Origin of the sequence: Salidesulfovibrio brasiliensis JCM 12178, assembly GCF_001311825.1 — a bacterium.
In the GTDB taxonomy this organism is placed as follows: Bacteria; Desulfobacterota; Desulfovibrionia; order Desulfovibrionales; family Desulfovibrionaceae; genus Pseudodesulfovibrio; species Pseudodesulfovibrio brasiliensis.
In genome coordinates, this window is the sequence record NZ_BBCB01000010.1 from 31,462 (window position 1) to 57,645 (window position 26,184).

18 protein-coding genes and 2 pseudogenes are annotated in these 26,184 nt (G+C 61.6%); 6 read left to right on the forward strand and 14 right to left on the reverse strand.

Going from position 1 to position 26,184, the window contains the following annotated elements; genetic code table 11:
* The first annotated feature begins 176 nt into the window (after positions 1–176).
* A complete protein-coding gene (locus JCM12178_RS05055; protein ID WP_083465746.1) occupies positions 177–737 on the forward strand; it encodes a phosphate-starvation-inducible PsiE family protein in 561 nt (186 codons plus the stop codon).
* Positions 738–759: 22 nt separating this feature from the next.
* On the forward strand, positions 760–1,671 hold the full coding sequence (locus tag JCM12178_RS05060; protein WP_054649330.1) for a universal stress protein: 912 nt from the start codon (positions 760–762) through the stop codon (positions 1,669–1,671).
* A gap of 173 nt (positions 1,672–1,844) precedes the next feature.
* Here the strand turns inward: JCM12178_RS05060 and JCM12178_RS05065 are convergent, their stop codons facing one another.
* The 4 genes from JCM12178_RS05065 to JCM12178_RS05080 form a co-directional block, all read right to left on the reverse strand.
* Positions 1,845–2,609 (reverse strand): Ppx/GppA phosphatase family protein, encoded by a 765-nt coding sequence (locus JCM12178_RS05065; RefSeq protein ID WP_172677072.1) that lies wholly within the window; start codon positions 2,607–2,609, stop codon positions 1,845–1,847.
* A 108-nt stretch (positions 2,610–2,717) separates the two neighbouring features.
* A complete protein-coding gene (gene mltG / locus JCM12178_RS05070) occupies positions 2,718–3,779 on the reverse strand; it encodes an endolytic transglycosylase MltG (RefSeq protein WP_054649334.1) in 1,062 nt (353 codons plus the stop codon).
* On the reverse strand, positions 3,758–4,168 hold the full coding sequence (gene ruvX / locus JCM12178_RS05075) for a Holliday junction resolvase RuvX (RefSeq protein WP_054649336.1): 411 nt from the start codon (positions 4,166–4,168) through the stop codon (positions 3,758–3,760). Before ruvX ends, mltG begins: the two co-directional genes overlap by 22 nt.
* A gap of 3 nt (positions 4,169–4,171) precedes the next feature.
* The gene (locus JCM12178_RS05080; RefSeq protein ID WP_054649338.1) at positions 4,172–7,693 is read right to left on the reverse strand and encodes an FAD-binding and (Fe-S)-binding domain-containing protein; all 3,522 of its coding nucleotides are present in this window, start codon (positions 7,691–7,693) and stop codon (positions 4,172–4,174) included.
* Between the two features lie 371 nt (positions 7,694–8,064).
* Here JCM12178_RS05080 and JCM12178_RS05085 point away from each other — a divergent pair, with 371 nt between their 5' ends.
* Positions 8,065–8,631: a sulfotransferase family 2 domain-containing protein gene (locus JCM12178_RS05085; RefSeq protein ID WP_054649340.1), complete on the forward strand. Its 567-nt coding sequence runs from the start codon at positions 8,065–8,067 to the stop codon at positions 8,629–8,631.
* 195 nt (positions 8,632–8,826) lie between these two features.
* Here the strand turns inward: JCM12178_RS05085 and JCM12178_RS05090 are convergent, their stop codons facing one another.
* From JCM12178_RS05090 to JCM12178_RS05115, 8 genes and pseudogenes are all read right to left on the reverse strand, one after another.
* Complete coding sequence (locus JCM12178_RS05090) at positions 8,827–9,948, reverse strand: NAD(P)H-dependent flavin oxidoreductase (protein ID WP_054649342.1); 1,122 nt, start codon at positions 9,946–9,948, stop codon at positions 8,827–8,829.
* Between the two features lie 96 nt (positions 9,949–10,044).
* Complete coding sequence (locus JCM12178_RS20230) at positions 10,045–10,713, reverse strand: NAD(P)/FAD-dependent oxidoreductase (protein WP_250635933.1); 669 nt, start codon at positions 10,711–10,713, stop codon at positions 10,045–10,047.
* Positions 10,710–11,234: an NAD(P)/FAD-dependent oxidoreductase gene (locus JCM12178_RS20235; RefSeq protein ID WP_250635934.1), complete on the reverse strand. Its 525-nt coding sequence runs from the start codon at positions 11,232–11,234 to the stop codon at positions 10,710–10,712. Before JCM12178_RS20235 ends, JCM12178_RS20230 begins: the two co-directional genes overlap by 4 nt.
* A gap of 15 nt (positions 11,235–11,249) precedes the next feature.
* Complete coding sequence (locus tag JCM12178_RS20240; RefSeq protein ID WP_369404464.1) at positions 11,250–11,861, reverse strand: RecB family exonuclease; 612 nt, start codon at positions 11,859–11,861, stop codon at positions 11,250–11,252.
* 47 nt (positions 11,862–11,908) lie between these two features.
* Positions 11,909–14,116, reverse strand: a pseudogene (locus JCM12178_RS20695) (PD-(D/E)XK nuclease family protein); the annotation flags it as partial.
* Positions 14,117–17,269, reverse strand: coding sequence for a UvrD-helicase domain-containing protein (locus tag JCM12178_RS05105; RefSeq protein ID WP_054649346.1), 3,153 nt, complete (start codon positions 17,267–17,269; stop codon positions 14,117–14,119).
* A gap of 3 nt (positions 17,270–17,272) precedes the next feature.
* A complete protein-coding gene (locus tag JCM12178_RS05110; RefSeq protein ID WP_054649348.1) occupies positions 17,273–18,145 on the reverse strand; it encodes a DMT family transporter in 873 nt (290 codons plus the stop codon).
* Positions 18,146–19,132 (reverse strand): ornithine cyclodeaminase family protein, encoded by a 987-nt coding sequence (locus tag JCM12178_RS05115; RefSeq protein WP_083465750.1) that lies wholly within the window; start codon positions 19,130–19,132, stop codon positions 18,146–18,148.
* A 136-nt stretch (positions 19,133–19,268) separates the two neighbouring features.
* On the opposite strand from JCM12178_RS05115, the gene JCM12178_RS05120 reads away from it, so the two are divergent.
* Complete coding sequence (locus tag JCM12178_RS05120) at positions 19,269–20,093, forward strand: RluA family pseudouridine synthase (RefSeq protein ID WP_054649350.1); 825 nt, start codon at positions 19,269–19,271, stop codon at positions 20,091–20,093.
* A 71-nt stretch (positions 20,094–20,164) separates the two neighbouring features.
* Entirely contained in the window at positions 20,165–21,307 is a 1,143-nt protein-coding gene (locus tag JCM12178_RS05125; protein WP_054649352.1) for a hypothetical protein, read from the forward strand.
* Between the two features lie 79 nt (positions 21,308–21,386).
* Here the strand turns inward: JCM12178_RS05125 and JCM12178_RS05130 are convergent, their stop codons facing one another.
* Positions 21,387–22,859 (reverse strand): 30S ribosomal protein S1, encoded by a 1,473-nt coding sequence (locus JCM12178_RS05130; RefSeq protein ID WP_054649354.1) that lies wholly within the window; start codon positions 22,857–22,859, stop codon positions 21,387–21,389.
* A 32-nt stretch (positions 22,860–22,891) separates the two neighbouring features.
* Positions 22,892–24,336, reverse strand: a pseudogene (ftsY, locus tag JCM12178_RS05135) (signal recognition particle-docking protein FtsY).
* Between the two features lie 141 nt (positions 24,337–24,477).
* On the opposite strand from ftsY, the gene asnS reads away from it, so the two are divergent.
* Positions 24,478–25,845 (forward strand): asparagine--tRNA ligase, encoded by a 1,368-nt coding sequence (asnS, locus tag JCM12178_RS05140; RefSeq protein WP_054649356.1) that lies wholly within the window; start codon positions 24,478–24,480, stop codon positions 25,843–25,845.
* The last annotated feature ends 339 nt before the right edge of the window (positions 25,846–26,184 follow it).

The window sequence follows — 26,184 nt, forward strand, 5'->3', positions numbered from 1 at the left end:
AACCTGTATGAGATGCGGCCGAGTGTCAAGTGTGTCGATCGCGGTCGGTATGATTTCTGGGGAAATGCAGCAGCGGAAAAGGCAATACCCGATTGACAACACTACCCTATAGTGCAACTACTATTCATAATCCCGTGCCTTACGATAAGGTGTGTCTGGCAACGTAGCGAGGTCTCATGTTCTTCTTCGACAAAAGCAAGGAATGCCCGGTCAATACGGACCCGCTTATCAGAAATCTCTGGTCCGTTGTGCGGCTTTCCGTGCGTGTCATGGCAGTGCTGATGACGCTGGTCATCATCTGGGGGATTTTCGATGTCGGGTATGTCCTCTACCAGCGCCTCACCACGCCACCCATGTTTCTGCTGGACATCAACGACATTCTGGCGACCTTCGGTGCGTTCATGGCCGTGCTCATAGCCATTGAAATATTCGCCAATATAATTATCTATCTGGAATATGAGATGATCCATCTCAAGCTCGTGCTTTCCACGGCGCTCATGGCAGCCGCACGGAAAATCATCGTGCTCGACTTCAAGGTGAACACCTACGAGCAGGCGTTTGCCCTCGGCGTGGTCATCATCGCGCTCGGCGTTTGCTACTGGCTTGTCTGCCTGCACCCGTTCACCAACGCGACCGCTGATGAGGCGCTGGTGCGACGCGCAGAGGAGGTCGAAGCAGGGGAAACATGCGCTGAAGATGACGGCTCGACCCCGAGGCCGCCGTCTGCCTCGGCATAGCTAAACAGTAAGGAAGTGAGAGATGTTCAAGAAGATTCTGCTCGACTGGAACCCCGGCCACGATGCGAAGCTCCTCGGCCACGTGCTGGAGTTCGCCCGCAAGGCCGAAGGCGATCTGACCGTCGTGACCACGCTGGAGCAGCCGACCAAGTCCATTCTCGGTTATTTCAGTTCGCGAGGTGAAGACCTCAAGGAGATGATCGTCGACGATTACAACCAGAACCTTGACAGCGCGCTGGAGCAGAACGGGCTGGAGAGGCATGAGGTGCGCACGGAACTGCGCTGGGGAAAGGAGTTTATCGAAGCCATCAAGATGGTGCAGGAAGAGAAGTCCGATCTTCTGATATGCCCCACGCAGAAAGAGGGCGAGCCGCCGGACAGCACGGCCATGCATTTTCTTCGCAAGTGCCCTTGCCCGGTGTGGATTCATCAGGGGCACCTCTGGCGCGGCGCGGTGCGCATCCTCGCGGCTGTCGGCGGTTCGGATGCAGCGGACAGCGACGAGACGCTGGACAGGCGAATCCTTCAGCACGCCGCCCGGTTGAGTGAAATCCTGCGCGGCAGACTGCATGTCCTGCACTGCTGGCAGGGATATCTTGAATCCATAGCCAGCAGCAGCCCGCGTTTCAGCACTCCGGAGACCTCCAAGTATATCGAGTACGCCCGTGAGGAAAGCGAAGAACGTTTCAAGAGCATTCTCGAAAGCGTGCCTCTGCCGGAGACCGCCCGCCAGGCGGTTGTGCACGGCGATCCCGGAACGGTCATTCCAAAGTACGCGCGCGAGCATCGAATGGACATCGTGGTCATGGGCAGCGTGGCAAGGTCCGGCATACCGGGCCTGTTGATAGGCAACACGGCGGAGCGGATCATCAGCGGGCTGAACTGCTCGATTCTGGCGATCAAGCCGGAAGGGTTCGTTTCTCCGGTGCGTTAGGGCTGACCGGGCCTACTGCCAGTATCGCTGCGATACGAGGAGCCCGTCGGCCAGCGTCACCCGGACAGGTTCAACCTGCATTATGCCCAGTTCCTGCATGAAGCCGAGAATCAGGATAAGGTTTGATACCTGCGTAGGGGCGAAAGCCCCGCCGATCTCGCTGTCGGTCTTATTCAGACTGGATGTGATGGCGTAGGCGATGTCCTGCCAGTGTAGGGAGCCTTGTTCTGGACCTGTGGGAGAATGCTGCGGTTGTGTACCGGGCCGATGCCGAGGACCGGAAACTCTCCCGAGGAGAGGCGGCGTTTTTCCTTTTCCGGTATCCGTGCTGCTTCGGCACGTGCCCGTTGCAATGCCCTGTCGGACTCGGCGTAGGATATCGGATTCGGTGAGGAACCCGGCTTGTTCTGTATTTCTTCGACAATCAGGTTCTTGAAAGGGATGGAGCCGAGTTTGCTTGAATAGAAAAAGACCGGCTTGTCATCGATAAGGGTGATCTGCATACTCCCGCCGCCGACATCCCAGACTGCCACCGGACCTTTGGGGATATCCTTCTTCAAGCGTGCTGCAACGATGCCGAGAAGCGCTTCTTCGTCCACGCCAATCACTCTTGTGGGGATGCCTGCTTCCTCTGTGAGACGTTTGGCGAAATCCCGACCGTTTTTCGCCATCCTGAACGCCTCTGTCGCCACCGCTGCATATTCTTCGGCCCCGGCATTACGCGCTCGGGTCTTGAGTTGCAGCATGAGCGTCATGCCTTCGGCCATCATGGCCGGAGGAATCCGTTCGTCGGCCCGCCCCGTGAGTTTTTCAACAAAGTCGGCCTTGACGTTTATACGCAAGTGTTCCTTGACCACCTTGCCGGTGGCCGTATTCACGTCCGCAACCACGCATTTGATCGAGCCGGAACCAATGTCAAAGGCGGCCCTTCGAACCATTTCGTCCCGTCCGAGAATCCAGAGGGCGGCGATAGCAATGAAAATTGCCAGAACAGTCAACAGCTTTCGCATGACTACAGGTGTAGCGGGAATCCTTGTCCTGAGCAATTATTGCTTTGTGGAGCGGTAGGTGGCGCGGTTGCGACGGAGTTGGTACTTGTGTACGGCGCGGTTGTGTTCCTTCAGGCTTTTGCTGAAGTAGTGCGAGCCGTCACCTTTGGCCACGAAGTAGAAGAAACGGTGTTCCTCGGGCCTGACGGCGGCCTCGATGGAGTCCAGCCCGGGCGAGCAGATGGGCCCCGGCGGCAGGCCGGGATGGACGTAGGTGTTGTAGGGGTTGTCCCCGTCCGTGAGGTGCTTCTTGCGGATGTTGCCGTCAAAGGCGGGACCGAGGCCGTAGATGATGGTCGGGTCGGCCTGAATGAGCATCCGCCGTTTCAGCCGGTTGGCGAAAACGCCCGCGATGCGCTCGCGTTCGGTGACGTCGCCGGTTTCCTTTTCCACCAGCGAGGCCAGCACCACGGCGCGGTTGAGGTCCTTCCACTCGGGACGTCCCTCGGGCCAAACTGCTTCGCTTTCTTCAAAGAACTGCCGAAGCATGGTTCGGACCATGTAGCGGCCCTTGTCGCTCTCAGGCGGGGTCAGCAGGTAGGTTTCCGGGAAGAGGAAGCCCTCGGCGGTCTCGGACTGGATGCCGAATTCCGCCAGCAACTCCGGGTCCTGCACGGCTTCCGCAAACTCTTCCTCCGTACAGATGCCAGACTCCGCAACCACCTCGGCGGTCTGCCACCACGTCAGCCCTTCACGGACCGAGACCTTGATCATGATGCCGGGCGTGGTGGTCAGGACGGTCAGGGTCCTGTCCGGCGTCCAGCCCGTATTCAAAAGGAATTTTCCGGCCCGGACCTTGGTGGCCGAGTCGGTCTCGCGGGCAAGCGCCCAGAAGCGGTTCACGTCGGTGATGAGGTTCTCGGTCTTGAGTTCGCGGGCAACCTTGAAGAACGTGCTGCCCTTCTCGACCGTGAAGACGATTTCGCGGCCCGGCGATTCCGGCGGAACGGTGCGGAATTGCTGGTCGAGCCATGCCATGCGCCAGAAATAGGCGGACGCGCCAAGGGCCGCCACCGAGGCGGCCAGAAGCAGGAGTATCAGAATGCGTTTTCGAGCCATGTGCGGAGTATAACTGTTGCGGCCTGTTGGTCGAGTGCCATTTTCTTTTTCTTTCGTTTCAGTCCTGCGGCGCGAAGCTCGTTTTCGGCTTCGGCCGAGGAGAGGCGCTCGTCCACGAGGTGCACGGGCTGTTCGATGCGCCGTGCGAGACTGTCGGCAAAGTTGCGGGCCTGTCGGGTGGTCAGGGTATCCTCGCCGTCGAGCGAGAGGGGCAGACCGACCACCACGGTTTGTACCGCTTCCTTTTGAATGATTTCGAGCAGTTCGTCAAAGAGTGCGTCGCGAGTGCTGCGCTCTATGGTCTTATACGGCGAGGCCAGCGTGCCGGTGGGGTCGCTTATGGCAAGCCCCACCCGCCGGGTCCCGAAGTCTATGGCGAGAACGCGCAAGGTCTAGTGTCCCCTGCGTTCCACGCGGCTCATGAGCTGTTTCAGCTCGCGTTTCCACTTGGGGCCGCCCATGCAGCGGGCCAGGTATTCCACGGTATGCAGCACCGGGTTGCCCTGACGGTTCTCGGCCAGACAGCGGCTGATGCCCACCTTGCAGGACGGGCAGCCGACCACAACGGGCAGGCGGCGATCCTCGCCGGTGTCCTCGCGAAGCTGTTCCTTCTTGCGGTTGCGGATGCGATTGTAAATCTCCGGGCTGGAGAGGGCGCCGAGGCCGGACTCGCCACAGCAGCCGGGCGAGAGGGTCGCCTTGGCGCCGGTGAGCTCCTGCAGGGCGGAGCGGTACATCTCCGCAGCCTTGGCCTTGGGCACGTCCACCCATTCGGCGTGACAGGCCGCGTGGTAGATGACCTCATCCTTGCAGCTGACCTTGTCCAGCCGCTGGGACAGGAACTGCACCGCGTCCATATGCGCGAGCGGATCGACGAGGTCGCGGGCGAATTCGTGAGTCTCCAGCGATTCGCGGCAGGTGCCGCAGGCCGTGAGCAGGGTGGTGGCCTTGAGGCCTGCCTTGCCGGTGGCCACCAGCAGGTCGAGCATGGCCTGCCCGTTACGGTGGCGGTTGGTTTTGTACGCCTCTTCACAGCCCGAGGCCAGCAGCGGATAGCCGCAGCACATGTGCTTGCCGGGCAGCACCACGTTCAGCCCCGCCTTGAGCAGCAGGTACACGGTGGCCATGCCGATATCTCGTGAGAAGAGGGCCGCGCCGCAGCCGGGGAAGTAGAGGACGGTGTCGTCCTTGGCCGCGTTCGGGTTCTTGAGCACAAAGCCTTTGTCCAGTTCAAGCGACTCGAACAGGTTGCGGAAATCCATGTGCGGCGTAGGCGAGGAAATGGCCGGGTTCTTGAATTTTCTGCGCCAGTGCGGGGGCATCAGGCCCACGGCCTTGCTCTGCATGGTCTGGCCCAGGGAAAGCGCCTTGGCGACCTTGGGCAGCCGCTGGGCCGGGTCCTGCGCGATGCGCTCAAGCACCACTTTCTTGACCGGATGGCCGCTGCGGCCCTTGTAGTCGAGGAAGGCGCGCATCCGGAGCGCGGCCCCGGCGGAGTCGATCTTCACCGGGCAGACCGCCTGACATTTGCCGCAGGCCGTGCAGTGCTCCATGAGTCCGCGCAGCCTGTCCAGCAGGCCGGGATCGGGGCGGCCGCTCTGAATCTGTGCGTAGTAGATGGCCTCGATAAGCGCGCCGAGGCCGATGTTCTTGTTGCGGGGGTGGTGCATCAGGCCGCTTTGCGGGTGGAACATGGGGCAGACCTGTTTGCACTTGCCGCAGCGGGTGCAGGTCTGGATGTCCCGGAGCAGCTGCATCAGCTCCTCCTTGTCCTTCAGCGCGGTCATGTCCAGATCCTGAATCAACCGGTTGAAGGAGAAGGTGAAGGGCTCACTCGGGAGTTTTCTGCTTGTCAGCTTGCCGGGGTTGAGGATGTCGCGCGGGTCGACCTTTTTCTTGTAGGCGGCCAGCGCGCTGATCTTCTCGTCGTCCAGATAGTTGATCTTGGTGATGCCGATGCCGTGCTCGCCGGAAACAACGCCGTCGAGCTCCAGCACCTTCTCGAAGACCTGCCCGGCAGCGCGGTGCGCTTCCTCAAGCATTTCGGGATCGTTGGAGTTGACCGGCAGGTTGACGTGGCAGTTGCCGTCGCCCGCGTGCATGTGGTTGGCGATGATGACGCGCTTGGCCTGAAGCTGTTCCCAAAGCGCCTTTATCTCGCGGTCCAGTTTTGGGTAGCGGTCCCGCAGTTTGGCGAAAAGGTAGCGGCACTGCGATTCCTGCTCCTGATCGGAGATGTCGGCAAAGGTGATTTCGCCACGCATGATGGCCTTGCCGCGCTCCAGCCCTTCGTCGAGGTCCGCGTCTTCCGGGTCCATGCCCGGCAGGTCGCGCACGCGGTAGAGCGTGCGGCGGTAGATGCGTGCGAGGTATTCGAGGTTCAGGTTTTCAAGGAAGTCCGAGAAGTCTGGAATGACTTCCAGCGGGATGACGATGTCTTCGTTGATCTTGAAGCCAGAGGTGCGCTTGGAGATGGCCGACAGCTTGTGGCGGTCTTCCCAGAACAGTTCGGCTTCCTTTTCGTCACGCGCGGCGAAGATGTCCACGCCCTCGTAGTTGTCTGCCAGCGAGACCACGGTCTCCACGGCGTCGTCAAGCGCCTCCTCGTGGTCCGAATCGAGCTGCATGATGATGACCGAGATGGGGTCGCCGTCGTACTGGCTGGTCTTGGGCTTGTATTCGATGGCCTGAACGTACTTGGTGCCGAACTCCTCCAGCGCGGAAATCTTCACGAGGTCGCCCTGTTCGCGGATGGTGTCGCGCAGGCCGACCACGTCCTTGATGACGTACATGGCGTTGCGCATGGAGCGGCCGTAAAATTCGAGGCAGAGCACGCGGGAGTGCTTGGGCCTCGGATAGCAGACGAGGGTGGTCTCGGTGAAGATGCCGTCCACGCCTTCCTTCTGCACGCCCGGAAGCCCGCCGAGGTACTTGTTGGATACGTCCTTGCCGAGGCCCGGGGAGCGGATCTCCTGCCCGGTCAGCTCCACGGTGTCGATGCACTTGCCGGACTCGTCGTAGACGTCGAATACGGCGGTATCGGTCTCGAAGACCTTGTGCCTCGGGTGATCGCGCCGGACCACCGTGATGATCTCGCCCTGCGGCGTGACCATGCGGTAGCTCAGGATATTGTCGATGGTGGTGCCGTACTCGAAGGCGAACGGGCCGCCCGCGTTTTCCGAGAGGTTGCCGCCGATGCTCGATCCGGCCTTGGACGCGGGGTCCACGGTGAGCAGCAGGTCCTGTTCGGCAGCGGCTTTGATGGCGCTCAGGGTGATTACGCCGGTCTGGACGGTGATGGTCTGCTCGTCCGGATTCACGTCGATAATCTTCTTGAAGCGCGCCAGCGAAAGGATGACGCAACGGTTCATGGTGGGGATGGCGCCGCCGGTCAGGCCGGTGCCGCCGCCGCGCGGGATGAGGGAGAAGCCCATTTCTCCGGCAAGTTTGACCATGCGCCGGATCTGCTCTTCGGTCTCGGGGTAGACCACCAGCATGGGCAGTTCCATGCGCAGGTCGGTGGCGTCTGTGCAGGACTGCACGATGCACAGGGGGTCGTCACCAATGCCGTCCTTGGGCATGAAGTCTTCAAGTCGCTCGACGAGGTCCTTGCGGAAGGCCGTGTCCGCGTCGAAGCTCTGCCAGAACTCGCGGATACCGGCGGAGAGAATCTTGGGATATTCGCCGGACATGAGCGGGCGGGACATGTTCAGCCGCCTGTCCACGCTCTTTCGGACCAGTTCGGGGTCGATGAACGGGTTGTAGCGGACCATGAAGAGTTCCGCTGCGAGATCGGACGCCAGCTTGCGGACGGATTCGGGCCACTGGGCCACCTGTTCCATGTCCACCATGCCGAAGACACGGGTGAAAAGCTGTTCGTCCGAAATGGATATATGCGGGCCGGTATGTGCCATTTGGGGTCTACCTTCCTTGCGCGCCGGGCGCGATTGGTTGCGAAATGCGGAAGAGGGGAACTATAGGCATCCGAAAGGCGGTTGGCAACCCCCGGATGAGCGGGAACCCCCGGCAGTGCTGGGTTTTCTTTCCTGAAGACGAAGTTCAGGTTCGGTTAAAGCTGGTCTTATGATGCGAAATGAGGAAACTGGTGCCAAGATTTTCGCGTCCAAAGTAAATGGCTGTTGATTTTTGCGAAACGCGAATCTGCGGAGAGGGCGAATCGTGGGGCGGCCGCAATTCCCTTTGACAACGCTTTCAAAATGCTCAAAACCATGAGGGTGCGGCCTGTGCCGCATAGAATTTCCGTAAACCGAAACAGGCCCTTGCCGTGCATTCCATACGCAACGACATCATCTTTTTTCATATCCCCAAGGCTGCCGGGACTTCGTTTTATCGTCGTCTTGGCAAAGAGCTTGGGGCAACGCCGGTACTGTTTCGGCACGTGGAGGAAGATGCTTTTCTGGACCGCTTGGCCGACCCCGCACCCGCGCTCTGGACGGCCCATCCCAGCGGCGGATTCGACCGCTGGAAAAAGCTGCTGGAGAGCCGCCCGGAGGCCCGCTTCGTAACCTATCTTCGTGAACCGGTGGACCGGTACGTGTCCGAATATTTCTACAAGGAGACAGAGTATCGGGAGATGGGTATCGCCATCGAGGATACCTTGGACCTCGATCCGCTCAGGCATCTGTTGGTGGACAACCTTCAGACCAAGATCGTTGCATCCATGGGTCAGCCGAGGGATTACGCGGCCCCGGCCACACAGGCTGATCTGGATCAGGCCAAGGCCAACCTGCTGCGGCACTTCTCGTTCGGCTGGTGGAAAAGTATGAAGAAACCTACGCACGCATCGTGCAGTCACTGGGCGGTGAGGTTCATACGGAGCAGAAGCGGCTGAACGCCAACGTCGGGCGAAAGCCTGTGGACGCGTTTTCGGACGAACTTGTGGAGCGCATCGAGCTGCATAATCTCTACGATCTCGACCTCTACGACTTCGCTGTGACGCTTTTTCTCGGCAGACTGCGCAAGGGTGGTTGAGCCGTCCCGGAATCCTGAATAAAAAGGCCCGCCGATCGGCGGGCCTTTTTGTTGGCTATTTCTGTATGGGCTCTTCCTTGCCCCAGCGTCGATCGAATTCATCCGAAAGGGAGGTCATGAGTTCCCGGACGGTGACGATCTTGTCCACGAGGTAGGCGTTGGCCCCGGCAAAGGCGAAGCCGTGTTTCAGCTTGCCCTTGTAGGCGTTCACCAGCGCCTGTGCGATGCAGTACGGGGAGTTTTCCTCCGCGCAGGAGTGCAGGCACTTGTGGATGCATTTCTTGGGCTTGCGAAGGCCTTCGGAGACGGTGTCGAGGAAGTTGTTCATGATGGCGCGTCCGGGCAGGCCGACCGGGCTCTTGATGATGCCCACGTCTTCCTTCTTGGCGTTGACGTACGCGCGCTTGAACTCGATGTCGGCGTCGCATTCCTCGGTGGCCACGAAACGGGTGCCCATCTGGACGCCCGCCGCGCCGAGCTGCAGGAACTTGCCGATGTCTTCGCCGGAGTAGACGCCGCCTGCCGCGATGACCGGGATGGCGCGGCCGTGCTTGTCCTCGTAGGGCTTCACGGTCTCGATGACATCAGCCACGATCTTTTCGAGCTGGTGGTCCGGGTCTTCGATCTCTTCGGGCTTGAAGCCGAGGTGGCCGCCCGCCTTGGGGCCTTCCACCACGAAGCCGTCCGGAAGGTAGCCGAACCGGGACGTCCATTTCTTGGCCAGAATGTTGGCCGCCCTGCCGGAGGAAACGATGGGCACGAGCTTGGTGCGCACTTCCTGTTTGAGCTCTTCGCTGGTCTCGCGAAGATATTTCGGCAGGTCCAGGGGGAGTCCTGCACCGGAGAAGACCACGTCGACGTTTTGCTTCACGGAGGTGGTGACCATGTCCGCGAAGTTGGTCAGCGCGCACATGATGTTCACGCCGAGCAGGCCGTCCTGCATCTTCTCACGCGCCTTCTGGATTTCCTCGGTGAGGGCGCGGATGTCCGAGCCGTGAGGGTCCTTGGCCCGCTGCGGGTCGCGCATGCCGATCATGGACGTGGCGATGACGCCGACGCCGCCCTCGTTGGCCACTGCCGAGGCAAGGCCGGAAAGGGAGATGCCGACACCCATGCCGCCCTGAACGATGGGCATTTTGGCGACCAGGTCTCCGAATTTAAGGCTGGGTAATTGCATTATATGAACCTCGCTGTAAGAGAGTTGTGAGGAACATACACCAGCCTTTTGTCAAGTCAAGGGTGCCAGTGTTAAACTACTGTTTAAACAGTTGTTTTATTTTGGCACATATTGGTCCGCAACCATGGCCGCAAAGCTCATGGAGCTGGTGAACGCGGGTGAGATGGAGTTGAGCACATGGACGGATCGTCCGACGCGTTCGACAAGGAAATCCATAACCAGTTCATGGGTTTCCATGTTCACCAGCTGCGGACGGATTCCGGCCTTGGGGCTGTCCTCGACGTCTTCGGGCCTGAGGTCCTTGACGAGTTTTCTTGCGTCACGGAAGAAGCTCGCGAAGAGGTATTTTTTTGGTTCTTCAAGTGCCACGCCGCGGAATTTTCTGTTGTTGAGGAACATGAGCGCGTCGCGCCAGAGGATGACGAAGGCTTCCGGGTCCATGCCTTTCAGTATCCCGTAATTCTCTCGCCCGAAGGCCGGAATTGCCGTGGGGCCGAGGTAGACCTCGCCGTGCACGCTGCGAGTGAAGTGGATGCCAAGGAAGGGATTCCTGATGTTCGGCACCGGGTAGATGCTGCTCCGGATGAGGTCCGCCGCCGGGCGCTTGAGCGTTTTGTAGATGCCCTTGAACGGAATCAGCCGGTAGGTCATGCCCGCGCCGAAAGAGTGGGCCACGGTGTCGGAGTAGGCACCGGCCGCGTTGATGAACAGGCCGTAGCCGAGGTCGCCTTTCTTTGTAGTAATGAAGTTTCGTCCGGCCTTCACGAAGCGTTGCCGAAGTCGAAGGTCACGGCCCCTGACTGTTCGAGATCGTTTATGAGGCTGGCGAGCACCGCCTTGGGATCGACCACGGCTGTATATGGGGAGTGAAGCGCTTTGCCCGCTGTCTTCGCGTTCGGCTCCAGTTCCGAGAGCTGCTGTTCGTCGATGATCTCCACGGTCCCGCCGTTTGCCGTGGCCCGGCGTTCCAGTTCAAAGAGCGTGGGAAGCTCGCTGGCGTCACGGGCCACGATGACCTTGCCGGACTCAAAGAGCGGGAGCTTTCGATCCTTGCAGTATTGGCGCATGAGCATGTTGCCTTCAAAGCACATGCGGGCCTTGAGGGTGCCGGGATCATAGTAGATGCCTGCATGCAGCACGCCCGAGTTGCGGCCCGAGGCGTGCTTGCCCGGGTACGGCTCCTTGTCGATGATGAGGATGTTGCCGCGTTTTCGCGCCACCAGTTCCCGGGCGATGGTCAGGCCGATGATGCCCGCCCCGCAGATGATGATATCGTAGTGTTTCATTGGCATGGTTGTTCCCTACTGGCCGCAGTTGCCGCGGAAGGAGCACCACTGGCAGTGCGTGTCCGGTATGCCCTCGAAGGTCTCGGCCCCGATCATGTGGCCGACGATGAAGCCGAGCAGTTCCGGAATCTGGTCCACGATGATTTCGTTGCGCGCTTCCTCGTCCTGTTTGTTGATGAAGAGCGGCTTTTCCTCGCCTTTGTTCTTGAGCTCCACCAGCGCGGCGTCCCACGGAATTTCATCCCGGTCGTTCCGGTAGAGGTGCAGATAGGCGGGGAGCTGCACGCTGCCGAGGGCTTTGGCGAGGTCGGGCAGCAGGCTCTCGTCCGGGGCTGCCGGGTCATGTTTTGACATGCGTTCCCAGAGGTCGCCCTCCCAGAACTTCGCAGCGGGTTTCTTGATGGTCCCGGTCTTGTAGTCGAGGATGACGATGCCCCCATCCCTGCGGTCCACCCTGTCGAGGAACCCGAAGAAGGGTATATCCAGCCCGTTGGCGGTGAGCGTGGTCGAGAACCGTTCCTCCAGATAGAGCGGCTTGGTCGTGCCTGATGGGCCATGAACGAGAGCAGACGGTTGCGCCCGGTTCGCCGGATTGATTCTCTCGCGTCGAATGGAAGGTTCTGAAATTCTTCCTTTTCGGTCAGATGTCTTTCGAAAATGGAAGTCAGGTTGTCCTGACTCAGGCCGCTGATGTCCACGGTGCGCCCGAGGTGCGGGGTTAGAAACTCCTGCAGGGTGTCGTGGATGACGTTGCCGAGGTGGCGGTTCAGTTCGTCTTCGGGCCGGGAGTCCTCGCGCAGGCGGGCCAGATACTCGAAGAAGAACTGCTTGGGGCAGCGCAGGTAGGCGTCCAGCCGCGTAGGCGAGAGGCCCTGTTTGGCGAGCTTGGTCCGCAATTCTTTACGGATAGTGTCGGTCACGGGGATGCCGGTCACGCCAGTGGGAACCGGGCTGGAGCGCATGGTGACGGGTTGCAGCAGGGCATCGCCCACCTCCACGATGGCACCGCGTTTTTTTTCCTCGTCCCAGAGAAGCTGCTCCACAAAGCGGCTGCGGATGCTCTTGGAATCAAGCAGTCCCGGCTGTACTCCGGCCTGATACAGGATCACGGCTTCGTCCGCGCCCTTGACGAGACGGTGGAAGTTGTAGGCGGCCACGTAGTCGCGGCGGCGTACGCCGGGCAGACCCAGCTCCCGGCGAAGGGTGTCGGGGAGCAGCGGGTCGTGCGGGTTGGTGCCGGGAATGCGCTCCTCCACCGCGTCCATGAGGATGAGCTTGCGGAAGTGCAGCAGGCGCGTTTCCAGCACGCCGAGCACCTGTAGCCCGGAGAGCGGCTCCGGCTCGAAGGAGACGCGCTCCGCCGAGAGTTGCTGCCGGAGCATGGCAAACAGTACGGGCAGGGCGAACCGCTCGTGCGAGGCCAGCGTGTCCCGTAGGGCCGGGGACGCCCCGTGTAGCAGGCGGTGCAGGCATTCCGCGTCCATGAGGTGCGCGATCAGCACTTTTTTGCCGCGTTCATGCAGCAGTCTGCCGAACCCGTCGAGGGCATCCGCTACCCCGGCAAGGGTGTCCGCCTCTTCGAAAAGGGTCAGACAGGTATTGAAGACAGCCTTCCGGGTTTCCTCCACTGCGACACCGCTGACGTCGTCCAGCGGGCTGACGCCATAGGGCGCGTCCCAGTGGCGCGGATCCACGCGGGCCGGGCCGATCCTGAGCGCGCCTTCATGCAGGTGCAGGGTGCGCCGGTAGTCGTCGTCGCCGAGCATGCGGATGAAGGGGTGGCGCAGTAGGGCCACGCAGTCCTTCCAGAAATACAGGCCGTCGCTGTCGCGGTTTTCCTGCAAGCGCATCAGGATTTCCAGCAGCCGGGCCAGCGGGGTGCGGTCCAGCGGGTAGCCCATGGAGATGTTCACGTCCTCTTCGGGCAGGTGGTGCAGTACCGGCATGAGCGCGCCGGGATCGGGCAGCACCACGGCGGTGTCGGAGTGCTCGGGGTCGCGGCCAAGCTCTTCGCCAAGTGCCTTGAGCTGGGAGTGTCGGTCAAACCCTTCCACGAAACGTAGCTCGGTCTGGCGCTCTGTCTCGTCGCCGTGCACCACTGCGGACGCGTGCCAGTCGTCCCGCCATGCACGGTGCTCGAACACGGCCCAGTGGCTGTGCTCCCGGTAGGCGATTGCAGGGTCGGAGTGCCACCAGACCTCCAGAAGCCCCCGCTGCCAGAGCGTCTTCATCAGGACGTCCTCGGCATGGGAGAGCGCATAGAAGCCCGCCGCGACGATCCGTTTCCCGTCCATGAGGTCGGCCACCGCGTGGGCGTTGGCCGCGGCAAACTGCAGGTCAAGGCCGCCGGTGGTCCAGCCCCTGTGGTTCAGTTCCTTGAGGTAGGCCTCGTGGATGGCGGAAAGCTGTTCAAGAAGGGCCGCCGCATAATCGGCCACCTCGCCGCCAGCAAGCGCGATGTCCATGGGGTCGGCGTCCTGACGGAAGAGGTCTTCCATGAGGTCGGCCAGCTTGCCGCCCCATGGCAGAAACTTGTCGCGCGAGAGTTCGGGCAGAGTCGCCAGCAGGCCGGATCCGTCACGCCGCAGGTCGTGCACGATGCGGTAGAGCAGCTCGATGCGGTCAAGCCGGTTGGCCTGTCGCATGGGGCCGGAAAGCTCGTCGCGAATCTGCTGCACGAAGGCGGCCATGTGGGTGATTTGCGGCATGCGACAGGGGCGCGGCAGGCCGATGTGGTCCTTGAGATATTCACGCATGTAGCGGCGCGGTCTGTCGTGGGTGAAGATCACGACATGGTCGGAAAACTCGGGTCGTCCGGTCAGCTCGTCGCCGAGGCCTTCCACGAAGCGGCGGGTCCATGGGATGATGCGAATCGGTTCCATCTATGCCTCCCTCACGTCGCGGACTTCGTGCAGGTCGAGGTAGGCGAGCAGTCCCCGCCGACCGGGCGGCAGGTCCGGCATGTCCCGCAGCAGGGCGAGGTAGTCGCGCACCTGCTGGTCGTGTTTCGGGTCGGGCTGGCCGGTCTTGAAGTCCAGCACCACGGCCTCGTCGGGGCCAACGGCAAGCAGGTCGAGGCGACGGTATTCGCCGTCCTCGCCGAGAACCTCCACTTCGTAGTCGCCGGTCTCCAGCAGGGGGCGGAGCACCGGCTCACGCAACGCCCAGCGCAGCATGGAGGTGACGTCCGTTTCCGCTGCATCGCGGGTGTCGCCGCAGATGGCGGGGAAAGCGCGCAGGGCCAGCAGCACCGCGCGCCGTGCGTCAGCCTCGTCATCGCCGGTGGGCCGCAGGTTCTCAAACGCCTTGTGCGCCAGATCGCCGCGTGTGCGTTCGCTGTAGAAGAATTCGTCGCGGGTGTGGCGGTGCACGCGCATCCTCGGCAGCCACTTGCCAAGCTCCGGCGGTTCGGTTCGGGGGGGCAGGGCATGACCGGGGGCAGGCTGTGGCTTTTCGGCAGCAGGACCGGGATCGGGCCGCGTGCCGTGTTCCACGATGTCCTGTCCGTCAAAGGCCAGCCTGATCGCATCAAGTGCGGGGTGCGGACTGGACTTCTGCGGCGGCGTATCCACCCAGAAGCCATACAGCTCCTGCGCCGCGCGGGTCCACGCCACGTACAGCAGGTTGAGCTGCTCACGGCTGTTTTTGGCGAGTTGCTGCCAGTATGGGGCACCGAGGCCTTTGCGGAAGGTGGTCACGAGGCTCATGCCGCCCTCGCGAACCAGCGTAAACTCGTAGGGTTTTGGTGAGGCGTCCCAGTCGTGGAACGGCACGATGACCACCGGAAATTCCAGTCCCTTGGACTTGTGCATGGTCATAACCCGCACCGCGTCCACGTTTTCGGGCAGGGGGACCTTCTCTTCCTCGGAGTTCTCGCGCCAGTAGTCGAGGAACTCCGTAAGCGAGCCGAAGCCGGATTCCTCGGCAAGGTGGACCACTTCGAGGAAGCGGCGAACGTACAGTTCGGCGTCCGGGTAGCGCTCAAGCACGGCAAATGCTTCCACGGCCTCCTGCGTCAGATCGTAGGGCGTCATCAGCCCGGCCTGATTGAGGAAGGGCGCGATGCATGTCTGCCATGCCTCGGGAAATGCCTTGCGGAACCGCGCGGCCAGCGGGCCGTCAGCGTACCGGGCCATGAATTCCAGCACCGCCTCGGGCGTGAGGCCGGACGCTGGTTGAAAGAGCCACGGGCCGGTGATGAAGGTGGCGAACGCCGTGTCGTCGCGCGGTGCGTCGATGTATTCGAGCAGCGCGGCCAGTTCTCGCACCACCGGGTGCCGGTCAAGGCGCAGGCTGGATTCCGTAATGAACGGGATGTTTCGTTCCAGCAACATGTCGCAGACCGGGTCAGAGTGCTTCTTACCGCGCACCAGAATGGCGATGTCCTTCAGTTCGCGCCTGCCGGAGAGTTCGTCCATCAGGCCGGAGAGCTTCTCAAGGGTCTGCTCCTCCACGGCGCTCTTGTCCCCGCCGGAGAGCCGCTCCAGCCGGACGTAGCCGCCGGTTTCGGCGTTGCGGGGGGCAATGCCCTGTGCACAGTCCGTGAAGTCGCTGTTGATCTGCCGTGCGAAGTCGGCCTTTATGGTCAGGTCCGCGTCAATCAGCACGGATGCGGCCAGTTCATTGGCAGCCCTGCCGCGCTCCAGCCGCCTGAAGAAATCATTGTTGAAGCGAACCACTTCCTCAAAGCTGCGCCAGTTGTCCGGCAGGGTGCTGGCGGAGCGGTCGGATGCGACCTCGGCAAGTCCGGCCTGATCGATGACCTCGTCGAAGAGGTCCGCGTCGCCGCCGCGCCAGCCGTAGATGGCCTGCTTCACATCGCCCACGTAATAGAGGGAGCCGCCCTTGGAGAGGCATTCCTCTGCCAGCGGGGTCATGGCCGACCACTGGTCGCGGCTGGTGTCCTGAAATTCGTCCACGAGCAGGTGGTGCAGCCGGGAACCGAGACGGCAGAACGCTTCGGGAACGGCCGGGTCCTGAAGCAGTCTGGCAACGTATCCCGCGATGCCGCTGCCCACCACCTTGCCCTGCCGCCGTTCCACCTCGGCGAGTCTTTCCAGCAGGTCTTCGGCGACCTCCACGGCCGGAGCCAGCGAGCCAGCGCCCTTCATGAGCGTCTGCACCCGTTTCCACTCGTTCCACTCGTCCTTGAGGGCGGCGTAGACGCGCTCGCCTTCGTCATCCACGAGCGGGATGCCCTTCTTGTTGCAGCACTCGGTCAGGGAGTCCTTGGAGAGAAATTTGGATTCGTTTTCAAGTTCGTCGTAAAGACCGATGTCGTCGAGTTTTGCGAGGGCTTTCGGGAAATTGGCGTTAACGGCCATGTCGCGGTCCGTGACGTGCTTTTGCATGGCGGCAACGGCCCTTTTCATTTTCGCGTTGGCCTTTTTCAATACTTCTTCCATGGCCGCGCCGTCCGTGTCGGGCTTTCCGGCGGTGCGCAGGAATTGGACGAGCTTGAGCACGCGCTCCCGGATGGCGTCCTGTATGAGAAATCCCTTCTTGGATTCGATGCGCAGAACGGCGTGGAGCATGGCAGCGAAGCGGTCCCGCTCCGGTTGATCGGCTTCGCAGCGGGCCATGAAGTCGCTCCAGACCTCCTCGAAGAGGTCGTCCTCGTCAAAGACCACGTCAAAGCCGGGATCAAGCCCTTTCTCCAGCGCGAAGAGGCGCAGCACAAGGGCGAGCAGGGAGTCGATGGTGCGGATGTTCAGCCGGTGGTAGCGGCGCAGGATGTCCTTGAGCGCGGCTTCGTCGCGGGCCGGGTCATGCCCGTCGAGCCGGGCGCGGTCGCCCTTGCCGAGCGCGCCTTCCTTGAGCGCCTCGACAACACGTTCCTTCATCTCGGCGGCGGCCTTGTTGGTAAAGGTCACGGCGAGGATTTCCGGCCATGAATAGCCTTCCCTGACGCGTTCGCCGCAGACGCGGGGCACGTCTTCTGTACTGGCTCCGTCCACGAGGGAGAGGAAGCGCCGCGTGAGCTGGTAGGTCTTTCCCGACCCTGCCGCTGCCTTGACTTGCTGAAGTTCGGACATGGTTTATTTTGCCTTTTTACTGCTGAACAGAACGGCCATGAATACGGCCAGAAGGATAAGCGCGCTGCCCGCATACCCCCATGGCCCGAATTTTTCGTCAAAGAGTGCGTAGGCCAGTATGCCCGCCACAACGGGCTCGAAGGTGGCGGTGATCGCCGCGCTGGTTGCTTCAAGGCGTCTCAGTCCCGCGTAGTATGCGGTAAAGGCCCCGTAGGAGCAGACCGCGCCGATGCCCGCGAGCAGCATCCACGCGGTGAAGCTTTTGGGAACAAAGTCCACGAAGGGCATCAGCACCAGCGCGCCGAAGGGCAGGGCGTACACGAAGATGGTCGGCGTGGAGTAGCGGTACAGCCATTTCTTGCCGAAGATATAGTAGAGCGCGTAGGTCAGCCCGGCGGTCAGCCCTGCCAGCAGGCCGAAGACGTTCAGCTCGATGGCCGCGCCGCCCATGAGTTTGGGGCCGAGGCTGATGGCGGCAACGCCGGTGATGGTCATTGCAACGGTGGTGGTCTTGATCGTTGTCATGCGCTCCCCGAGGGTCAGCCATGAGAGAAAGGCCACCCAAGCCGGAGCCGTGTACAGCAGCACGGCCGCCAGCGCCACACCCACGTCGCGGATGGCGAGCTGGTAGGACGCGTAGAAGAGGGTCACGCAGACGAAGCCGAAGCTCAGGAGCACCGGCAGGTCGGCAAGATGGACCCAGACCCGTCTTTTCACCCTCGCATGTGCCACGAAGAGCAGCCACGCGAAGACGGCGCGCCAGTACGCTATCTCCAGTGCGGAGATTCCTTCTTCCAGCAGAAACTTGGTGAATACGCCGATCAGCCCCCACATGAAGGCTGCGGCGAGCATGTAAATGTAGCCGCGCGGATCCATCTACAGGGCCACTTTGGTGCCGAGGCCCTTGTCCACGGCCTGATCGAAGATGAGGGACGCGGTCATGACGTCGTGGCTGGCGATGCCCATGAGCACCGCGCCGCGAAGCCCTTCGCGAACGCCGGTCTTGATGCCCGCGCAGATTTCACCCATGTCGGAGTGGATTTCCTCGCGTAGCGGGTAGCCGTTCTGGAAGTAGACGCCCTGTTCCTGCGTCCAGAGGTACTGGCCGTGATTGTCCACCGTGAAGATGCTCTTCTGCATGATCTCGGCGCTGAAGGCCGCGTCGTAGTCAACGGAGATGCACAAAGCGTCGGGCTTGATCCAGTCCATGGCGATGGGCCGGGGCGGCTCCTCCACGATGGGGGTGCAGGTGATGATTACGTCCGCGTCGAGGCACGCTTCCTTGAGGGTGCGGCAGACCCGGAAGCCCGCGTCGGGCAGTTCCGGCTGCATGTCGAAGAGGAAATTGCCGATCTGTTCCTCGGAAATGTCGTAGATGTTCACGCGGTTCAGGGCCGGGAAGACCTCGCGCATGGCAATGAGATTTACGCGGCCCTGCACGCCCGCGCCGATGATAGCCACGGTCTGCGTCTCGTTGCTGCCGAAATGCTTTGCGTAGACGCCGGAGGCCGCCCCGGTGCGCCATGCGGTGATCCAGCCCGCGTCCATGACGGCCTTGGGAATTCCGGTTTCGGCGTCGTTAAGGACCATGACCCCGGTGATGTAGGGCAGCCCCTTGGGCGTGTTCGGCGGATACCCGGAAACGCATTTGACCCCGGTGCGGTCCACTGCGCCGCCAACGTGGCAGGGCATGGCGTGGATGAAGCAGTCTTCGCGCGGATGCACGCCGATCTTTGCAGGCATCTCCACTTCACCGTTGCCGATGGCGGCAAACCCCCGCTCCACGGCGTTCATGACCATGGGCATGGTGATGTTCAGGGACTCTATTTCGTCGCGGGAAATCCACAGGACGTCGAAACTCACGGGAGCCTCCTCGGTTACAGGTGCGGAGTGGCAGGACCGATGATAATAGCAGCAATATGTACGATATGATGCCCCTTGCCGTAAAGGGGGATTCTCGCTTGCCCGTTGCGTTACCCGACTGTATCCTGCGGCTCTCATGAATAGGAAACAACTCACTGTCAGCGTTGAAAACGAGGGCGTCCGGCTGGACAGGGCGCTCGGGGACCTGCTGCCGGAAGCCGGGCTGCGTCTTCGTCGCCGCATGTGCGACGAAGGACTCGTCACGGTCAACGGCCGTCCTGCCAAACCGTCACTCAAGCTGCGCGAAGGCATGGAGATAGCCGTGGGCGAGGCCGAAACAGCCACACCGTCTCCTGACGCGCTCGGTGTGTACATTGTCGGTATTCACGACGATCTTGCCGCAGTGTTCAAGCCGGAAGGCGTTCACAGCGCGGCCATTGCCGGGCGCGGGAATGCCTCGGTGGAAGGGGCGCTGGACGAACTTTTCCCGGAGCGATCAGCGGTGCTTTTGAATCGTCTGGATCTGCCCACATCCGGTATTGTGGCCGTGGCTCTGACCGAAGAGGCCAGGCGTGACTATCTCAAGGCCGAGGACGCCGGGCAGATCGAGAAGGATTACGTGGCGCTGGTGGCGGGGCGTTTTGACGGGACGGTCACGGTTCGCCTCGCCCTTGACGCGGAGAATCGCAAGACCACGCACGTAATCAACGACGAGACCCCTGACGACACCCGCTGGACCGAAGTAACGGCCGTTTCCTATGACCCTGACCACGACCGTACGCTCGTTCGCTGTCGCATCAAAAAGGGTGCGCGGCACCAGATTCGGGCGCATCTGGCAACCCTCGGTCACCCCATTGTCGGGGATACCCGGTACGGCGGCCCGGATGCGGACCGTCTGTTTCTGCACCACGAGCGGCTTTGTGCCCTCGGCCATTGCTTCGAGGTTCCTGCTCCTTTCTGAAAAACAACGCCGGCTCGGTATAAAGCTCCACACTTCCCTGTCCGATAAGGGAAGAGAACGGAGTACCTTTTATGACGGCAATCGGCGGATTCGACAGCATGACAAGCATGGGCGTCCTGCAGCAGCGGGCGGCCAGCATTGCGCGTTATGCGGACGGCGGCGCAAGCGGCGTTTCGTCACCCTCTGCGGGGACGAAGGCCACCGGCGCCTATCAGTCCGATGTCGAACTGCAAACTGTCAGTTGGGACGAGATTCGTGACGGCCTGAAGGAGGCCGAAGCAAATGCCGCCGCGACCATCGTGGACGAACTCGATTCCTACATGCGCGACGGTGCCGAAGCCAAGGTCGCCGGGCGTACGCAGGCCGAATACCAGTCTTTCCGCTCCCGCCTCGACGATGCCGTAAACGACGGCAACTACCGCAAGGCCCGTGAGCTTGTGGGTGACTTCTATTCCGGAAGTACGGCGACGTTCCGCCGGGAACTGGAAAACATCATGGAAGAGGCGGACAACGCCTTTGCCGCAGGGGTCAGAAACGCTTTTTCCGGCTATAAACTGGAAAGCGAGGCCCGGGGACAGGCTACCGGCGACCACGACAGACTGAGCTTCATCGTTGCCTCCGCCCTTGACGCGGCCAAGGCCAGGAATCCTTCGCCCGCCAGCATGGAGGACTGGGAACAGTCCATCAACACCATGCGTACCGAGTCCATCCAGCACGGTATCGGCAAGCTGCATGACGCCGGACGCAACCTCTACACCGAGAACGCGCAGAGTGTGCTGGCAGCAACTTCAGACAGACTGCGCGACCACCTGGCCGGATCGAAGAGCACGCTGAACGAGCTTGACCGCCAGAGCGAGAGTGGCCGCGACGTCTCCTACGGTTCCGAAGTGGGCGGTCTGGCTGAACGGTATGGGCAGCTTCGCAGCGAATTTCTGCGGGAACTGCACAGTAGGCTCGGCGGACGCAATATCGTCGAGGTCGTGGATCCAAACGAACCTGCTCAGGAAGTCCAACAGCCTCAGCCCGAATCCCTGCAGCTGCAGGCGGAACAGATGGCCATTTTGCAGCAGACCAAGGCTGTATCGGATAAGTGGAAGGAAGACGCCATGGACGGAGACCGGAAGGGCGACCGCAAACCCTATGAAGTCTACTCCGCCAATGCCGAGCAGGAAGGCGAATTCACTACCGGTCAGGCCCTGAGCATAGCGGTCTAGCTGAAGAGATTTCCAAAAGGATAAACGCCCCGGCGACGTTCGTCACCGGGGCGTTTTCATATTCCTTGAGCAGCGCTGGCTACTTCTTGTTCTTCATGGCTTCCTGCAGCTTCTCGCCCAGCAGGCCGAGTCCGCCGCCGGAGCCGCCGGAAGCGGCGGGCTTGGATTTCTTGGGGGCTGCGTACTGTTTCCATTCGTCGCCGTCCTGCTCGTCGCCAACGCGCAGGCTGATCTTGCGCTCATCGGCCTTGACGTCGCCGATAACCACGGCTGTCTCGTCGCCCGGCTTGAGCTTCTCGAACTCGGCCGCTTTTTCCGAGCGGGAGAGCACGGACTTGGGCAGCAGGCCGGTGATGCCGGGTTCAAGATTGATGAACAGGCCGAACTGCTCCATCTTTTCGACGGTGCCAGTGACGCTCTGGCCGGGCGTGTACTTCTCGGCCACGTCCAGCCACGGGTCGCCTTCGGCGTCCTTCATGGAAAGGGACAGGCGGCGGCTTTCGGCGTCGATGCCCTTGATCTTCACGGACACGGTCTGGCCTTCCTCCAGCACATCGGCGGGCTTGTGCACGCGCTGGGTGTAGCTGATCTCGGAGACGTGCACGAGGCCGTCGAGGCCCGGTGCGATCTCCACGAACGCGCCGAAGTCGGCCAGACGGACCACCTTGCCGGTGACCTTGTCGCCTTCGCTGAACTGCGTGACAACGCTGTCCCACGGGTCCTGCGCCAGTTCCTTCATGGAGAGCGATATGCGCGCGCGGCCCTTGTCGTCCTCGCCGAGCTTGGTGAGCTTGGCCTTGACGCGCTGGCCCACCTTCACGGCTTCCTCGGGATGCTGTACGCGGGCGTATCCCAGCTCGGAGATATGCACCATGCCTTCAAGGCCCGGGGCTATCTCCACGAATGCGCCAAAGGGCGCGATGCGGGTGACGGTGCCTTCGACCTCGTCGCCCACGGTGGTTTTGGAAAGAAATTCCTCTGTGGCGGCCTGTGCTTCGCGCATGAGCAGTTCGCGGCGGGAGACAACGACGTTGCGGCCGCGGTTGTCGAGCTTGGAGATGAGGAACTGGTAGGTCTGGCCCACGTATTCCTCGGGGTTCTCCACAAAGCGGGTGTCGATCTGGGAGACCGGGCAGAATGCGCGGCGCTTCATGATCTCGACGTCAAAGCCGCCCTTGTTGGTGCCGGTGACCTTGCCCTCGACGGGCAGATTGGCCTCCTTGGCCTCTTCGAGCATCTTCTGCCCGCCGATGCCCGCGAGTGCGCGGGAGAGGCGGATGCCGCCGGAGTCCTTGCCCACCACGTAGAGTTCGACCTCGTCGCCCTCGGCCACGGTCAGGTTGCCGTCGTCGTCAAGGAGTTCCTCGCGCTCCACCACACCGTCGAGTTTGGTGCCGGTGTCCACAAAGATGCTGCCCGCATCGATGGCGATGACCTTGCCGTTGACCTTGTCGCCGACGTTCAGGTCGTCCATGCCGCCTTCGCTGTACTGTTCAAACAGTTCGGCGAAAGATTCCTCGCCCTGGCCGTTGTTCTTGATTTCCTCGGACATCAAAGGGTTCCTGTGAATAAGGGTTTTTGGGGTTAGGTGAGAAGCGCCTTGGCAAAGTCCTCGCCGTTGAACGGGCGCAGATCTTCCATCTTCTCTCCGAGGCCGACAAAGGTAATGGGCAGCCCGAATTGCTGGGCCACCGCCACGACGACACCACCCTTGGCGGTCCCGTCGAGTTTGGTCAGGATGATTTCGTCCACGCTGCAGGCCTTGTGAAACAGCTTGGTCTGGGAAAGGGCGTTCTGGCCCGTGGTGGCGTCGATGACCAGCACGCTGCGGTGCGGCGCGCCCTCATGCTTCTTGCCCACCACGCGCTTGATCTTCTCAAGCTCCTCCATGAGGTTCGCCTTGGTGTGCAGGCGGCCCGCAGTGTCCAGCAGCAGCAGGTCGTAGCCCTCGCTGATGCACTTGTCCATGGCTTCATAGGCCACGGCTGCCGGGTCCGAGCCTGCTTCCTTGGCAAAGAATCCTGCGCCGATGCGTCCGGCCCAGACTTCGAGCTGCTCGATGGCGGCGGCGCGGAAGGTGTCGCCCGCCGCGATGAGCACCTTGCGGCCCTGCATCTGGGCGCGGTGGGCCAGCTTGGCGATGGTGGTGGTCTTGCCCACGCCGTTGACGCCGATCATCATGACCACTTCGGGCGGATTCACGGCGGTGATGCGGGGCGGGGTGCGGAAAATCTCTTCCAGCTCTTCGCGCAGGATGTCCTTGAAATCCTCGGGGTTGGTGGTCCCGGCCTTGCGGCGCGCGCCTTGAGGCTCTCCATGAGCTGGTTGGCCGCTTCCATGCCCACGTCGGCCATGATGAGGATTTCCTCGAACTCCTCCCAGAAGTCGTTATCCATGGTGTCATGGCTGGCGAGCATGCTGTCGATGTGCTTGGTCAGCGTTTCCTTGGTCTTGCTGATGCCTTCGGAAAGCTTCAGGAACAGCCTGTCGCGCTCGTCTTCCTCGTCTTCAAGGTCCAGCGCGAGGGCGAGGCGGTACTGCAACTCCGAGCGGAACTCTTCCACGGCCTCGTAGCCCATGTCGTCGAGCCAGTCCTTGAAGCGGCTGATGAAGTCCTGTGCTTCGTCCTTGGGTGCGCCGAGGCATTCAAAGAGGAACGCAAGGCGTTCCCAGAGCCGGTCGTCCGCGACGTCTATGTCCTTGAGGATGACGGAGAGCCACTCGGATAGCTTGGGCTCTGCCTGACGCAGGGCAAGGACGAGGCCTTTCTGCCAGTCCTCCGGAGCGGCCTGCTCGCCTTCGCTGGCGGGGGCTTCCGGGGCGGTGACGGGTTCGGAAACGGGTTCGGCCGCGGGCGTTTCAGGAGTCGGCGCTGCCACGGGTTCGGCGGCAGCCTGTTCCGCTGCTTCGGGAGCCGCTTCGGGCAGATCGACGTCGATGCCCTTTTCCTGAACGTATTCCTCGACCGCCTGGCGGGCCACCTCGTCCGGGCTTTGCCAGAGTTTCTTTATCTTCGAAAAGAAAGCCATGTTGCTGTGTGTCCTCTCGGTATCATTGCGTGCGTTGGTGCAGGGGTTGTATATCACGCGTGCGTCGGACGCAACAGTGGGCGTTGCCATTTGTTTTCCGAACAGCTAGAAAGACCGAAAACAATTTTGCGGGGGAAAATAATGAAAAGAACAAAAATCAAGGCTCTGCTGAATGCAGAAAGCGCAATGCCCGAGATCGTCGTCAAGGGCTGGGTGCGTACCAAGCGCGACAGCAAGGGCTTCTCCTTTCTCGAACTGAACGACGGCTCCTGCCTCAAGAACATCCAGACCGTTATCGACCACACGCCCGAAATCGAAGCCGAACTCGCCAAGATCGGCACCGGCGCGTCCGTTGCCATCGAAGGCGAGTTGGTCGAGTCTCCGGGCAAGGGCCAGAAGTGGGAAGTGCGCGGCAAAAGCCTCAAGATGCTCGGCGAGGCCGATCCCGAAACCTTCCCGCTCCAGAAAAAACGCCACTCCGACGAGTTCCTGCGCGGCATCGCCCACCTGCGCCCGCGCACCAACAAGTTCGGCGCCATGTTCCGCATCCGCTCCGAGCTGGCGCAGGCCATCCACAAGTTTTTCGCGGAAAAAGATTTCTTCTACATCCACACGCCCATCCTGACCGGCTCCGACTGCGAAGGCGCGGGCGAGATGTTCCGCGTCAGCAGCCTCGAACACGGCACCAAGGCGCCCATCGAAGAGGACTTCTTCGGCAAGCCCGCACACCTGACCGTCTCCGGCCAGCTCGAAGCGGAAATGTTCAGCCTCGCCCTCGGCGATGTCTACACCTTCGGTCCCACCTTCCGCGCCGAAAACTCCAATACCCCGCGCCACGTGGCCGAGTTCTGGATGATCGAGCCGGAAATGGCCTTTGCCGATCTCTCCGACGACATGGACCTCGGTGAAGAGATGATCAAGTACACGGTGCAGCACATCCTCGACAACTGCGCCGACGATGTGGAACTCTTCGGCAAGTGGGTGGACAAGACCCTCATGCCCACGCTCGACACCCTGCTCAAGAACGAATTCATCCGTCTTCCCTACACCGAGGCCATCGAGATTCTCAAAAAGACCAAGAAAAAGTTCGAGTATCCCGTGGAATGGGGCATGGATCTGCAGACCGAGCACGAACGCTTCCTCTGCGAAGAGAAATTCAAGCAGCCGCTCTACGTCTACGACTACCCCAAAACCATCAAACCCTTCTACATGCGCCTGAACGATGACGACAACACCGTGGCGGCCATGGACTGCCTCGTGCCCCGCATCGGCGAGATCATCGGCGGCTCCCAGCGCGAAGAACGCCTCGATGTTCTGCACGCCCGCATGAAGGAAATGGACCTGCCCGAGGAAGAATACTGGTGGTACCTCGATTCCCGCCGCTTCGGCACCGTCCCCCACGCAGGCTTCGGCCTCGGCTTCGAACGCCTGCTCATGCTCGTCACCGGCGTCAGCAACATCCGCGACGCCATCCCGTTCCCAAGAACACCAAACCATCTCGAGTTCTAGGACCCAAGATCATACGATGAACAGAGCCCTCGCCGATTCCACGGCGAGGGCTCTGTTTGGATGCCTCCGGCGGGCAGGGCGCTGCCCTGCACCCGGCAAAGGGGATAATCCCCTCTGCACTCCCTGACTTGAAGGCGTTTGCAAAAAGCGAAAGTCTAGCGCGACCGGACAACCCCGCCGAAGGCAAGCTAGAAGATTTTGGAGATTCTTAAGAACCTTTTTGCAAAAAGGTTCTTTAAGCCGCCGGAGGCATTCCCCGGAGGGTCGCCGGAGGCATAGAGTTCTCCCAAGATGCCTCCGGCGGGCGGGCGTTGCCCTGCACCCGGCAAAGGGGATAAT